The sequence below is a fragment of the Bacteroidia bacterium genome (genome assembly GCA_039924845.1).
GTDB lineage: Bacteria > Bacteroidota > Bacteroidia > DATLTG01 > DATLTG01 > DATLTG01.
Genome location: JBDTAC010000020.1, coordinates 18,078 through 31,027, shown reverse-complemented (window position 1 = coordinate 31,027; position 12,950 = coordinate 18,078). Strand labels below are relative to the sequence as shown.

General features: G+C 35.5%; 14 protein-coding genes. 4 read left to right on the top strand and 10 right to left on the bottom strand.

Annotated elements, in window-relative coordinates:
- The 3 genes from ABIZ51_02515 to ABIZ51_02505 form a co-directional block, all read left to right on the top strand.
- Nucleotides 1–231: AIR carboxylase family protein (locus tag ABIZ51_02515; protein ID MEO7087651.1), on the top strand; the 231-nt coding region annotated here is incomplete at its 5' end.
- A gap of 10 nt (nt 232–241) precedes the next feature.
- Nucleotides 242–1,069: a hypothetical protein gene (locus ABIZ51_02510; protein MEO7087650.1), complete on the top strand. Its 828-nt coding sequence runs from the start codon at nt 242–244 to the stop codon at nt 1,067–1,069.
- Nucleotides 1,070–1,100: 31 nt separating this feature from the next.
- Nucleotides 1,101–3,197 (top strand): helix-hairpin-helix domain-containing protein, encoded by a 2,097-nt coding sequence (locus ABIZ51_02505; protein ID MEO7087649.1) that lies wholly within the window; start codon nt 1,101–1,103, stop codon nt 3,195–3,197.
- Between the two features lie 210 nt (nt 3,198–3,407).
- Here ABIZ51_02505 and ABIZ51_02500 read toward each other — a convergent pair whose 3' ends face one another.
- Nucleotides 3,408–4,436: a GntG family PLP-dependent aldolase gene (locus ABIZ51_02500; GenBank protein MEO7087648.1), complete on the bottom strand. Its 1,029-nt coding sequence runs from the start codon at nt 4,434–4,436 to the stop codon at nt 3,408–3,410.
- Between the two features lie 148 nt (nt 4,437–4,584).
- Between ABIZ51_02500 and ABIZ51_02495 the strand changes: the two genes are divergently transcribed.
- A complete protein-coding gene (locus ABIZ51_02495) occupies nt 4,585–4,947 on the top strand; it encodes a nuclear transport factor 2 family protein (GenBank protein ID MEO7087647.1) in 363 nt (120 codons plus the stop codon).
- 45 nt (nt 4,948–4,992) lie between these two features.
- Here the strand turns inward: ABIZ51_02495 and ABIZ51_02490 are convergent, their stop codons facing one another.
- From ABIZ51_02490 to ABIZ51_02450, 9 genes are all read right to left on the bottom strand, one after another.
- The gene (locus ABIZ51_02490) at nt 4,993–5,343 is read right to left on the bottom strand and encodes a hypothetical protein (GenBank protein ID MEO7087646.1); all 351 of its coding nucleotides are present in this window, start codon (nt 5,341–5,343) and stop codon (nt 4,993–4,995) included.
- An 11-nt stretch (nt 5,344–5,354) separates the two neighbouring features.
- Complete coding sequence (locus tag ABIZ51_02485; GenBank protein ID MEO7087645.1) at nt 5,355–6,599, bottom strand: ABC transporter permease; 1,245 nt, start codon at nt 6,597–6,599, stop codon at nt 5,355–5,357.
- A gap of 151 nt (nt 6,600–6,750) precedes the next feature.
- On the bottom strand, nt 6,751–7,095 hold the full coding sequence (gene rplT, locus ABIZ51_02480; protein ID MEO7087644.1) for a 50S ribosomal protein L20: 345 nt from the start codon (nt 7,093–7,095) through the stop codon (nt 6,751–6,753).
- Between the two features lie 99 nt (nt 7,096–7,194).
- Nucleotides 7,195–7,395: a 50S ribosomal protein L35 gene (gene rpmI, locus ABIZ51_02475; protein ID MEO7087643.1), complete on the bottom strand. Its 201-nt coding sequence runs from the start codon at nt 7,393–7,395 to the stop codon at nt 7,195–7,197.
- Between the two features lie 50 nt (nt 7,396–7,445).
- On the bottom strand, nt 7,446–8,015 hold the full coding sequence (gene infC / locus ABIZ51_02470; GenBank protein ID MEO7087642.1) for a translation initiation factor IF-3: 570 nt from the start codon (nt 8,013–8,015) through the stop codon (nt 7,446–7,448).
- Nucleotides 8,016–8,050: 35 nt separating this feature from the next.
- Complete coding sequence (gene thrS, locus ABIZ51_02465; GenBank protein ID MEO7087641.1) at nt 8,051–9,994, bottom strand: threonine--tRNA ligase; 1,944 nt, start codon at nt 9,992–9,994, stop codon at nt 8,051–8,053.
- Nucleotides 9,991–10,287 (bottom strand): phage holin family protein, encoded by a 297-nt coding sequence (locus ABIZ51_02460; GenBank protein MEO7087640.1) that lies wholly within the window; start codon nt 10,285–10,287, stop codon nt 9,991–9,993. The genes thrS and ABIZ51_02460 overlap by 4 nt, the downstream gene beginning before the upstream one ends.
- Before the next feature lie 96 nt (nt 10,288–10,383).
- Complete coding sequence (locus tag ABIZ51_02455; protein MEO7087639.1) at nt 10,384–11,334, bottom strand: T9SS type A sorting domain-containing protein; 951 nt, start codon at nt 11,332–11,334, stop codon at nt 10,384–10,386.
- A 65-nt stretch (nt 11,335–11,399) separates the two neighbouring features.
- Nucleotides 11,400–12,932 (bottom strand): SUMF1/EgtB/PvdO family nonheme iron enzyme, encoded by a 1,533-nt coding sequence (locus ABIZ51_02450; GenBank protein ID MEO7087638.1) that lies wholly within the window; start codon nt 12,930–12,932, stop codon nt 11,400–11,402.
- Between the last annotated feature and the right edge of the window lie 18 nt (nt 12,933–12,950).

Here is a 12,950-nt window from a genome sequence, read left to right as displayed (position 1 = left end):
GATGGCTGGGATTCTATTTTATCTATTTTACAAATGCCGAACGGTGTTCCCGTTGCCACTGTCGCATTAAATGCTGCACAAAATGCGGGAATTCTGGCGGCACAAATAATTGCGGCAGGCGATCCTTCCGTTCTTCAAAAAATTATTTTATTCAAAGAGGAATTAAAAAATAAAGTTTCTGCATCTACCGATGCAATAAATCAACTCCAATTTAAGTTCAAGGTGAAATAATTTTCATCGGATGAGTCTTAAAAAAAGCAGTACAAAATTTTTCGTCTTGTTTATTTGTTCGGTCTTCAATGCAGATGCTGACAATTATCCACTTGGTGCGAGAAATAGTGCATTGGGAAATACTTCTGTAAGTTTATCCGATGTTTGGTCGGCGCAAAATAACCAAGCCGGATTGGCATTTTTGAAAAACAACTCGGCAGCCTTTTATCACGAACAACGTTTCGGATTAAAAGAACTGAGTTTGAACGCTGCAACTACAAACTTCTCTATAAAAAAAGGTGTTTTCGGAATTACTATTTCCTCTTTCGGATATTCGCTTTACAGCGAAAATAAATTCGGAATTGCGTATGCAAAGCCTTTGAGTACTACTTTTTCAATAGGTGTACAACTAAACTATTTTCATACGCACATTGCCGATGGATACGGCAACAAAGGCGTTCTTGTACCTGAAATTGGATTGCAAAAAAAACTGAATGAAAAATTAATTTTTGGAGTTCATTTTTTCAACTTCACAAGCACCAAATTAGCACATTATACCGACGAACGAGTTCCTACGATTGTTCGATTGGGAATGAATTATTCTTTCTCAAAACAAGTTATAATTGCGCTTGAAACAGAAAAAGACATTCAATATAACCCATTGCTGAAAGCTGGAATTGAATACGCGCCTCGAAAAAATATTTTTTTGAGAGCAGGAGTTTCATCCGAAATTTTCTCGTTTGGATTTGGTCTTAATGTGAAACAATTACAATTGGATTTTTCAACTACTCTTCATCCTACACTTGGCTATACGCCACAAATAGGCATGTCCTATCGTTTCGATAAAAAAACGAATTGAAAAAATAATTTTTTGAATATTTAATTTTCAAATGAAAAAAATAATTTTTCAGCCGCAAAAATGGATAATACAATCGAATTTATGGATTGTCTTTTTCGCGTTATTGTTTTCGTACAAAGTATCTTCACAAGAAATTTTAAGCGATGAAGAACTCGAAATAGATGAGAAAGTAGAAATGAATGTAGAAAACTCAGATGCTGTGGAAAACTCAGATTACACAAATTTATTTGAAATACTTCAAGCATATCATAAAAATAAATTAAACTTAAATACGGCTACAGCAAACGATTTGAGTGATTTACAATTATTAAATAACTTACAAATTAATAACTTATTGAATCACATTCGTGAAAATGGATTGTTACTGAGTGTGTACGAATTGCAAACAATAGATGGCTTTTCAGAAGAAATTATTCAAAAAATAATACCCTATATCCGTGTGGGTAAAGTAGAAGAAAAAAATAATTTTTCGTTAAATAAAATTTTTAAATACGGAAAAAGTCAGTGGACATCTGCTTTTGAGCAAACATTAGAAAAATCGAAAGGATATTTAATACCTGGTAAAACGTCGTATTTAGGAAGTCCACAAAAAATAATAGAGCGTTATAAATTTCAATCCTCAAATTTTGTTTCTGCTGGATTTACATCAAAAAAAGATGCTGGTGAAGAATTTTTTAGCGGATCTCAAAAACAAGGATTTGATTTTTATTCGGGATATTTATCCATAAAAAATAATCACTTTATAAAAAATATTATAGTGGGAGATTATCAAGCCAGTTTTGGGCAAGGACTTACCACATGGACTGGTTTTGGCTTTGGAAAATCTTCCGATGTGATGAATATTGCTAAGTCTGGTGCGGGAATTCGACCATATACCTCCTTGGATGAAATTAATTTTTTTCGAGGAATCGCAACAACATTTGCCTTTAAACGATTTGAAATCAGCACATTTATTTCCGACAAAAAAACAGATGCAACCATTGTTCCATCTTTAAACGAAAAGGATTCTTTGGCAGTCAGTTCAATCAAGCAAGGCGGATTGCACCGAACGATAACCGAATTGCAGAATAAAAATTCGTTACAAGAAAAAATTTTCGGAGGAAATATTACTTATCAAAAAAATAATTTTTCAATCGGTCTTACAGCACTACAAACGAATTTCGACAAACCGATTCAGAAAAAAAATATTTTATACAATGCGTATGATTTTTCAGGAAAAATAAATACAAATGCTGGGATTAATTATGGATTTTCACATCGGAATTTTTATTTTTTTGGAGAAACAGCCATTAGCCAGAATGGAGGATTTGCATATATGAACGGCATATTGGCGAGCTTATCTCCAACCGTTTCGTTTTCGGTTTTACACCGAAATTACTCGCGCGATTATCAGAATTTCTTCAGTAAAGGATTTTCTGAAAACACAAAAACTTCCAACGAAAAAGGAATTTATTTTGGAATAGAAATGCACCCATTTTCGAACTTTAGCATATCTGCTTTCGCAGATTATTTCCAATTCCCTTGGCTCAAATACCTTGTCAATGCGCCTTCCTACGGAAATGATTTTTTAGAAAACGCTTCTTATACACTCTCATCTTCCATAAAATTGTCTGTGAAATGCCGGCAACATAAGCGTTTTAAAAACATGCCAAGTGCAGGATTAATAAACGGAATTTTACCGATTAGCCAGAATAATTATCGTTTTCAAATTCAATACAATGCAAGAGATTTTATGGAATTTATGAATCGCTTAGAATATGTAAATTACATACAAACAAATACTGTTCCGAGTAACGGCTTTTTAATTTCTCAAACTATTTTTTTGAAAAAAAAGAACAAACCTTTCTCAATTTCACTCAATTATACTTTGTTTCAAACAGACGATTATAATTCTCGAATATATTTTTTAGAGAATGATTTTTACAATCGCTATAGCATTTCCGATTTTTTTTACAAAGGTTCCTCTGTTTCATTCTCAGGGAAATATGAACTCTCAAAAAAAATTATTTTATCGGTACGTGCCACCCAACTTTTTTATCAAAATAAAAACAACATCGGTAGTGGATCCGATGAAATTTCAGGCAATACAAAAAATACCGTTGCCGGCCAACTACAATTTTCATTTTAAGATATCGTTTGCGAAAAATTAATTTTCAAATTACCTGTAACTTTACGAAATGATTTTCAGTCTCACGTAAAAAGACCTATGCACTGAGCACTCTTTTTGAAAGCAAAAAGGTCCGCAACTTACTCCGTTTACCGTTGGAATAAGTTTGTTTTGATTGAAATTTCGGTGTAATTATTATTGCGTTTTTCTTGTAAAGGAGCAGCGCAATTTTTAGTTTAGGAAGTTTATTTTATTGAAAACAGAAATTGCTTTTTCGAGCATATCGTCTGTAAAATCAAGGTGCGTAACTAAGCGGACCGTTTGTTTTCCGAAACCACTGGCGATAATATTTTCAGTTGCTAATTTTTGGATAAATTTTTCGCTTGGCATTTTTTCCGATAAAGTAAAAATGACAATATTGGTTTCTACAGGTAGAATTTTTTCCACAAAAGATAATTTTCGTAAAGCATCTCCAAGTATTTTTGCTCTTGCGTGATCGTCTTTTAAACGCTTAATGTTATGATCCAATGCGTAAATCCCAGCAGCAGCTAAAATACCAGCTTGACGCATACCTCCTCCAAAAGTTTTTCGCACACGTCGCGCTTTTCTAATAAATTCGGTATCGCCTAAAAGTACGGAACCTACAGGCGCACCCAATCCTTTGGAAAGGCACACCGAGATAGAATCCACACATTTTCCGATTTGAGAAGGTGTATTTTTTGTTTCTTCCAAGGCATTAAAAATACGCGCGCCATCCAAATGAAAATTCAATTTATGTTCTTTACAAACGGTAGAAATTTCTTGTATTGTTTCTATGGAATAAAAACTACCTCCACTCCTATTTGCTGTGTTTTCAATGGATACAAGGCTAGTATGTGTCATCCAATCGAAAGATGGATTGATATTTTCTTTAACTTGTTGTGCCGAAATTCTTCCTCTGTCGCCTGGTAACAATTTCGCCTGAACGCCCGAATTACGGCTAATTCCGCCACCTTCAAACTGATAAATATGAGAATTAACATCACACAATAATTCATCGCCTGGTTGCGTGTGCACTTTAATTGCAATTTGGTTTGTCATTGTTCCGGAAGGACAAAAAACGGCAGCTTCTTTCGAAAATAATTTCGCGCATTTTTCTTCCAATGCATTGATGGTTGGATCTTCGCCAAATACATCGTCGCCTAATTTTGCACGAAACATATATTCTAACATTTCTTTGCTCGGCCTCGTAACGGTATCACTTCTTAAATCAATTGACATAATTATTTTTTTAGGATTTAAAGATAGGAAATGTTTTTCTTCGTGATTTTTTCTCAATGAAAATACGTTTGAAAAATTAATTTTTCAAAGCCTGATTTTTATCTTTTCAGAAAATGTATTTTTGTAGAGGAAGAACGAAAAATCAATCATGACAACTAAAAATAACGAAGCAATTGCTGAAAAATGGTTCGCTGCATTTAATACGCACAATTTGGAAAAATTATTGGAATTGTACGACGAAAACGCGAAACATTTTAGTCCCAAATTAAAAATTCGTCAGCCTGAAACAAATGGTTTTATTACCGGAAAATCTGCTTTACGCGCTTGGTGGAAAGATGCTTTTGAACGATTGCCAAATTTGAATTATCAGGTAACAACAATAACGGCAAACGAAGAGCGTGTATTTATGGAATACATCCGCAAAGTGCCAAACGAAGTGGATATGCTGGTAGCAGAAGTGTTGGAAATACAATCTGAAAAAATATTTATTTCACGCGTTTATCACGGATAAAAAAAACAGTTTCCGAAAATTATTTTTTTGATGCGAAGAAATAATTTACAAATTCTGATCCATTTGTTTGTAATACACTAAAAAACAAATGATGAAAATACTGGATAAAACAATACTGGGAATACTAATATCGTTCATTAAAATATAAATAATTTGTTTCAAAAAGAACGAAACGATGTAGAGCTCTACGCCCCAACGTTTGCAATGCCAAACGCCCACAATTGCCATAAAATGAAGCGCTAAAATAAACCCAAGAATGGGAGGCAACCACTCGCTTGTTTTTTTTACAGAAGGTGAAAAAATGGTCGGAAACGTAATGGCAATCCAAGTATAAGCGATGATGCAAATGATACTTAATAGTAGTGGTCTTTTTTTTAGAGAGGAAGAAAGTGCCATAAATATCTTTTTTAATTGCTTCGAATGGCTTCTACTGGATCTAATTGAGAAGCGCCATAAGCTGGCACAAAGCCTGAAATGACGCCAATTAAAATAGAAATCGTTAATCCTAAAATAATATTGGAGCTACTTAAAACCAATTTCATTCCGAAAGAATCTCCGATAAATAAAATGGCAACAAAAATAATCAGAAGTCCTAAAATACCGCCAATAAAGGATAATACAACCGATTCGGTTAAAAATTGCAAGAGGATGAAATAATTTTTTGCGCCCAAAGATTTTTGAATTCCGATAATATTGGTGCGTTCTTTTACAGAAACAAACATAATGTTCGCAATTCCAAAACCGCCCACCAGTATAGAAAACCCGCCAATTATCCAACCTACAATTCCTACAATATCAAACAATCCGTCAAACTGTTTAGAGAGCATACTGGTTTGGTTGAGGGCGAAATCATCGTCTGCCAAAGGTTGTAATTTCCTTATGGAGCGGATGATTCCGGTGAGTTCATCAATTAATTGTGCGTTAGTAATTCCTGTTTTTGCTTTTACCAAAATAGAAGGATTCGATTCATCGTTACGTAAATCTATAATGTTTCGCACAAAATTTACAGGCACGAATAAATTGTTATCAACGGTTTCGCCAATCATGCCCTCGCCTTCTTTTTTAAGCGTTCCAACAATAGTTACTTTTCTACCCATTACTTCAATCTCTTTTCCAATGGGGTTTTCGTTAGAAAAAAGTCCTTGTGCAACAGCATCTCCAATGAAAGCTATATTTTTCCCACTTGTAAATTCGGCTTCCGAAAAATAACGACCTCTTGTAAAATCTAATTTTCGTACTTGGTCATAATCATTCGAAATAGCTGTCAAATCTACATTATTCATGCTATTATCTTTGTACTGCACTGTTTTTTGGAAGATAGCATCGTACGCAATTGCTGAAGCATTTTGACAACGGTGTTGAATTTCTGGAAGTTCTTCTGTAGTTGGTTGTGGGCGATCCATGTATTTCCACCAAGGATAATCTGGACCAAATGTCCAAGGCCATTTTTGAACGTAAATCACGTCATCGCCCAAAGAAGCAACACTAGTACGCAAACTATTTTCGAGCGAATCAACAACAGTAAAAACAGAAATGATAGCAAAAATGCCGATGGTAATACCCAATAAAGATAAAAATGTTCGGAGCTTGTTGGATACCAAGGCATTCAACGCGAACAAAATACTTTCTTTGAGTAATCGAATAACTAACATGAATGCTAAATTTTATTGTAAAAGTAAGAAAAGTATCGAGTTTAATGGGAGAAAATAGGGGTTCAAAAAATTAATTTTTCGAGAGCAGAAAAAACAAAGCAAAAAAAAGACTTCCCATTTGAGAAGTCTTTTTAATATAAAATATATTTTTCTATTTTACAGAATCCACAACAGCTTTAAAAGCTTCTGGATTATTCATTGCCAAATCTGCCAATACTTTGCGATTTAGATTGATGTTTTTAGAATGGATTTTTCCCATAAACTCGGAATAAGACATTCCGAAAGGACGAACACCTGCGTTGATACGTTGAATCCACAATCCGCGGAAATTTCTTTTCTTCGATTTACGATCGCGGTAAGCGTACGTTAAACCTTTTTCGAGAACGTTTTTAGCAATCGTGTGAACGTTTTTACGCGCACCCCAATATCCTTTGGTTTGTTTTAGAACTTTTTTTCTTCTGGCTCTGGAAGCCACTGCATTTACCGACCTAGGCATAGTTTTTAGTTTTTTGGCTGACAGCGTTTCTGATATTCAGAAAACTTTTTGCTGGTTACCTGGTTAATTTATCTGAGAATTATTTGTTGTTTTGAAAAATTAATTTCCAACTCCAAGTAATGATTTGATACGTCCTGTATCTGCTTTGTCAACAGTTCCAGTGTGTGTCAAACCACGTTTTCTTTTGGTGGATTTTTTCGTCAGGATATGGCTTTTGAAAGCGTGTTTCCGTTTAATTTTTCCTGTTCCGGTAAACGAAAATCTTTTTTTCGCGCTGGAATTGGTTTTTACTTTTGGCATTTTGCTTCAGTTATTGAATTAATTTTTAATTTATTTTAGCACTCTTTTTTTTACTTATTTTTTTTGGGAGAAACAATCATAATCATTCTTTTTCCCTCTAATAAAGGCAATTGCTCTACTTTTCCATGTTCTTCCAACTCTTGCGCGAAACGCAATAATAAAATTTCACCTTGCTCTTTAAATAAAATAGAACGTCCTCTAAAAAACACAAATGCTTTCACCTTTGCGCCTTCTTGTAAAAATTTTAGGGCATGATTTTTTTTGAAATTATAATCGTGCTCATCTGTATTTGGTCCAAAACGAATTTCTTTTACAACAATCTTCGCGGCTTTCGCTTTTAACTCTTTTTGTTTCTTTTTTTGCTCGTATAAAAACTTTTTATAATCGGCAACTTTACACACAGGAGGCTCCGCATTGGGCGAAATCTCTATCAAATCCAAACCAGCTTCTACAGCTATCTGAAGTGCTTTTTCAATCGAAAAAACACCTTGTTCTATCCCTTCTCCTACCACGCGAACGGTGCGTGCTTTGATCCGTTCATTGATAAAATGTGGGTCTTCTTTTTTCTGGAAACGACCTCTGTCTGCCGAGCGAACAAAGGGTGTAAATGGCGTTGCTATATGTTGATCCTCCTATTAATTTGTTTACTTTTTATTTATTCAAACGTCGCCAATTTGGCGTCAATTTCTTTTTTAATCACTTCGGCAAATTCTTTAACGGAAAATGTTCCGGTATCTCCTTCGCCTTGTTTCCTTGCTGACACTGTATTATCCGCCTGCTCTTTTTCTCCAACAATCAGCATAAAAGGAATTTTTTTCAATTCTGTATCCCGAATTTTTCTGCCAATTTTCTCACTCCTTTCGTCAACGAAGCCGCGAATATCGTAATTATTTAGCAATTCCAAAACTTTTTTTGCATAATCGTTGTACTTATCGCTGATGGGAAGTATCGCAACTTGTTCAGGCGTGAGCCAAAGCGGAAATTTTCCAGCGCAATGTTCTATCAATACAGCCACAAAACGCTCCAACGAGCCAAAAGGCGCACGGTGAATCATTACTGGGCGATGTTTTTGATTGTCGCTTCCAGTATATTCCAATTCGAAACGTTCCGGCAAATTATAATCTACTTGAATGGTTCCCAATTGCCATTTCCGACCAATGGCATCCTTCACCATAAAATCGAGTTTCGGTCCGTAAAAGGCAGCTTCCCCCAATTCTACAACAGTTGTTAATCCTTTTTCTTTGGCAGATTCAATGATCGCATCTTCGGCTAATTTCCAATTTTCGTCAGAGCCAATGTATTTTTCTTTATTGTTTGGATCGCGCAAAGAAATTTGTGCCGTAAAATTTTCAAAATCCAATGCTTTAAAAACATATAAAACCAAATCAATCACTTTACAAAATTCTTCTTTTACTTGATCTGGACGACAAAATATGTGCGCGTCATCTTGTGTAAAACCGCGTACTCTTGTTAATCCATGCAATTCTCCGGCTTGTTCATAACGATAAACAGTTCCGAATTCAGCCAAACGAATAGGTAAATCTTTGTATGATTTTGGTGATGTTTTATAAATCTCGCAATGGTGCGGACAATTCATCGGTTTCAAAAAAAATTCTTCGCCTTCGTGTGGCGTGCGAATCGGTTGAAAAGAATCTTTTCCGTATTTCTCGTAATGTCCGGAAGTGATGTACAAATTTTTATTTCCGATGTGAGGCGTAATAACTGGTAAATAACCTGCTTTTATTTGGGCTTTACGCATAAATTGTTCTAATTTTTCGCGCAAAGCAGTACCTTTCGGAAGCCACAAAGGAAGTCCCATTCCTACTTTTTCAGAAAAAGCAAACAATTCTAATTCTTTTCCAATCTTACGATGGTCGCGCTTTTTAGCTTCTTCCAACAAAATTAAATACTCCGCTAATTCTTTTTGTTTCGGAAAAGTGATGCCGTAAATACGTGTTAATTGTTTGTTTTTTTCATCACCTCGCCAATACGCTCCGGCAATGTTCATCAACTTTACCGCTTTTATAAAACCAGTATCCGGAATGTGCGGACCACGACATAAATCAGTAAAATTACCTTGCGAATAAAATGTAATTTTTCCGTCTTCCAAATCTTTCAACAAGTCCAATTTGTATTCATCGTTTTTCTCGGTGAAATAGGAAATAGCATCTTTTTTAGAAACTTCTTTTCGGATATATTTGTTGCTTTGGCGCGCCAAGTCCAACATTTTATCTTCAATTTTTTTGAAATCATCTGAAGAAATTGTTTTCCCACCCAAATCAATATCGTAATAAAAACCATTTTCGATGGCAGGACCAATTCCGAATTTTACGCCTGGATAAATGCTTTCCAGTGCTTCCGCCAGCAAATGCGCGGAGGAATGCCAAAGTGTAGATTTTCCTTCGGTATCGTTCCACGTCAATAATGTCAGTAAGGAATCGTCGTTTATCGGTCGGGAAGCATCCCAAATTTCTCCATTTACTTTGGCGGCAAGCACATTTCGTGCTAAACCTTCGCTAATGCTTTTCGCGATTTCGAGAGCTGTTGTTCCGCGTTCGTATTGTCTTTTGGAACCGTCCGGTAAGGTAATGTTTATCATAGTTTGCGCCTATCTACAACATAGGTTTTTGTTTGTGAGCCGCAAATATAATCAGAAAAAGTAGGCTTCGAAAAATTATTTTTTTGAGAGGCATTTTTCTGATGATAAAAAAGGAGCTTTGAAAAATTAATTTTTTCGAGTGCTTTATTTAATCCTTCAAGAGCTGAGTTAACAATCCAAAGTACAACTCCGAAAATTAAAGTCGTTCCGAAACCTTGCACCGCAAAGCCAGTAACTAACTTACTCGCAAGTAAAATAATAAAAGCATTGATGACAATTAGAAATAATCCCAAAGGCCGGTTCTAAAATTTTAATTTGATAATTAAATGGAAGTATTTGAATACGAAGCAATTTCTGTTATAGAAACTTATTTTAACGTTATCAACGATTTAAAATTTATTTATCATAATTTTTTTTGTGATGATTCCATTTAAGGTTTGAATTTTTAAAAAGTAAATTCCGTCTGAATAGTCTGATAAATTAATCGTTTGAAATACACTAATGCTTTTGTTGGCACTTGTTTGATGAAAAATATTTTGTCCTAAAACGGTATATACATCTATATCTTGAACGGTTTCTTCCATTCCATTGATGAAATGCAAATTAAAGTTTCCTGAAGTAGGATTGGGATAAACAAAAACATTTTTTTCGTTGCTGTCTTCGCAAGTAACACTTATTTCGTTGAAGAAAACGGTGGTGCCGTCAAAATTGGTCTGGCTAAGGCGATAATAAACGGTAGTGTCAGATTTGGAATTTATATCTGTAAATGTGTACTTTTTTATTCCAGTACTATTTCCTGCACCCTTCACTTTGCCTACTAATTGCCAGTTTGCGCCATCTATTGATTTTTCAATGGTAAAATAATCATTATTGATTTCTGATGCCGTTGTCCATTTTAAAATAACCTCCCTTTGCTCACATTGTGCTTCCCAAGAAAGTAACTCAATTGGTAAGGCAATATAACAATTAGACTGTTGCAAATTATTGAACGCAAAACCATCAGCATTTCCGCCAAAAAAAATATTTGTACTGGGCAATGGAGGACAAACAGATTGTGTAAGTGTGTTAAGTGCAAAACCATCAGCATTTCCGCCATAGTAAATATTGGTACTGGGCAATGGAGGGCAAACAGTTTGAGTAAGTGTGTTAAGTGCAAAACCATCAGCATTGCCGCCATAGTAAATATTGGTACTGGCTAAGGCAGGACAAACAGTTTGAGTAAGTGTATTAATAGCAAAACCATTAGCATTGCCACCTAAGTATTGAGAAAAAGCAGGCTGAGGAAAAATGTAAATCACAAACAATAAAAAAATATACCGATTACTTATACTGCTTTTCATCGTGAAACAATTGTGTAAATACTTTTCGAAAATTTGACTGAATAGTTTTGTCACACTATATTTCTTTACCAACTACGAACTCCTCTTCCGCCAACACGGTAATCTCTATTATTATTATAATTCTGAGTCATTAACCCTCTATCACTCACATTGAGATCAGAAACTGTAGGTGTAAACCAATTACTACCTCTCATAATTCCTCCATTTTGTCCACCACCCAAACTGGGCCAGTTAGCAGTATTAGCAGTTCCAACTGAACTCAAACTTCCATCACCATTAATATTCGTGAATGTTGAATAATTATAATTGTATCCTCCAAGGCATTGTTCATCCACATTTCCCGACAGATCCATTGCTCCGTAATAACTGCCTCCAGATTGAACTCTAGTGGTAGCAGCAGTAGCAGCAAAGCCGCATCGAAGTGGACCCTTTGCTGTATTGTTAATTCCGTAAGCACATAAACCAGCACCGGCAGCTGTAGAAGTTTCATTAACTAATCCTGCATTATTCAGCGCACCAGATTCCGCTTGTAATAAATCAGTGGTGCCCCATGCGTTTTCTGAAGCAGCGGCAGCCGCAGTTCCCCTACAAACTTTTTCAAATTCAAATTCCGTCATTGGTCGTAAAGCCGACCAGTCAAGATAAGCTGTAAGGTCGGCCCAACTGAGCCAGTTGCATGCCAAATTAGGAAGAGTGGTTGTATATATTGCAGGAATATTATTGATAGTGCCTGATGTTGAAATCCTAATATCATTTCTGCTTGGCGTTGCCCCAGCAATAGCAAGTGTTCCTACTGCTCCATTCGGGGGATTAGCGGTTCTTGCAACTTGTTGATCGTAATTAAGTGTATTAAGAAAAGAAGTATATTGGTCTTGGCTAATTTCATATTTCATACAATAAAATTTATTCCATCCAAGTGGAAAAGAAGCGGGCAAAGCTCCAGTCGAACCCCAACCATTAACTTGGTAATTGGCTGCTGCCCCAATCCCAGCAGTTTGAATGACGTTAGTGATAAGTATCGAAGGATAAGGATTTGCAGCAGAAAAACCATAGGTACTCGAGCCTCTTGTTCCATCTCCGATATAAAAATTTCCTTGCGGCACATTAACCACTTCAATGCCGAAAACCTTAAAATTATCTACAAGATTAGGAGCAGTTTGTAATTTTAAAGTTACAGTAGATGAAGGAATATTTCCTATTCCTGCAGATGATCTCCGAATGAATACTCCCATGCCATCCGTAACTGCATCCACCTGTAAAACTCCGCCTGTTATGTTGTGATCTGCAGCATTGGTGCTTAATAGAGCATGATTCCAAAGCATATCCGCACACGCTTGGCGTTTTACAAAAACCCACACTCCATCCCAATTGGTAGGACCAGATGCAACATTCCAACTGTTATCCCATTGAATGGTAAATGAAATTGTACCAGGACCAACTGCTACAGTAGGTGCTCCAATTACGAGATTGTTTGCTATTAATGAGTTGCTAAATAAGATTGATAAGAAAAGGGTACATAAACTAACAGAAATACGATTTAGTTTATTACCCTCTCTCTCTACGGAGACAGTAGTTTGGGTGTTTATTGTTGTTTTCATTTATGGTGGATTCTAAAA

What these genes read in the sequence shown, in the direction of transcription:
- rplT (MEO7087644.1), bottom strand. Translation starts at nt 7,095, where the DNA reads ATGCCTAGGTCGGTAAATGCAGTGGCTTCCAGAGCCAGAAGAAAAAAA.
- ABIZ51_02455 (MEO7087639.1), bottom strand. Translation starts at nt 11,334, where the DNA reads ATGAAAAGCAGTATAAGTAATCGGTATATTTTTTTATTGTTTGTGATT.
- ABIZ51_02450 (MEO7087638.1), bottom strand. Translation starts at nt 12,932, where the DNA reads ATGAAAACAACAATAAACACCCAAACTACTGTCTCCGTAGAGAGAGAG.
- rpmI (MEO7087643.1), bottom strand. Translation starts at nt 7,395, where the DNA reads ATGCCAAAAGTAAAAACCAATTCCAGCGCGAAAAAAAGATTTTCGTTT.
- ABIZ51_02495 (MEO7087647.1), top strand. Translation starts at nt 4,585, where the DNA reads ATGACAACTAAAAATAACGAAGCAATTGCTGAAAAATGGTTCGCTGCA.
- ABIZ51_02485 (MEO7087645.1), bottom strand. Translation starts at nt 6,599, where the DNA reads ATGTTAGTTATTCGATTACTCAAAGAAAGTATTTTGTTCGCGTTGAAT.
- ABIZ51_02500 (MEO7087648.1), bottom strand. Translation starts at nt 4,436, where the DNA reads ATGTCAATTGATTTAAGAAGTGATACCGTTACGAGGCCGAGCAAAGAA.
- thrS (MEO7087641.1), bottom strand. Translation starts at nt 9,994, where the DNA reads ATGATAAACATTACCTTACCGGACGGTTCCAAAAGACAATACGAACGC.
- ABIZ51_02490 (MEO7087646.1), bottom strand. Translation starts at nt 5,343, where the DNA reads ATGGCACTTTCTTCCTCTCTAAAAAAAAGACCACTACTATTAAGTATC.
- ABIZ51_02510 (MEO7087650.1), top strand. Translation starts at nt 242, where the DNA reads ATGAGTCTTAAAAAAAGCAGTACAAAATTTTTCGTCTTGTTTATTTGT.
- ABIZ51_02505 (MEO7087649.1), top strand. Translation starts at nt 1,101, where the DNA reads ATGAAAAAAATAATTTTTCAGCCGCAAAAATGGATAATACAATCGAAT.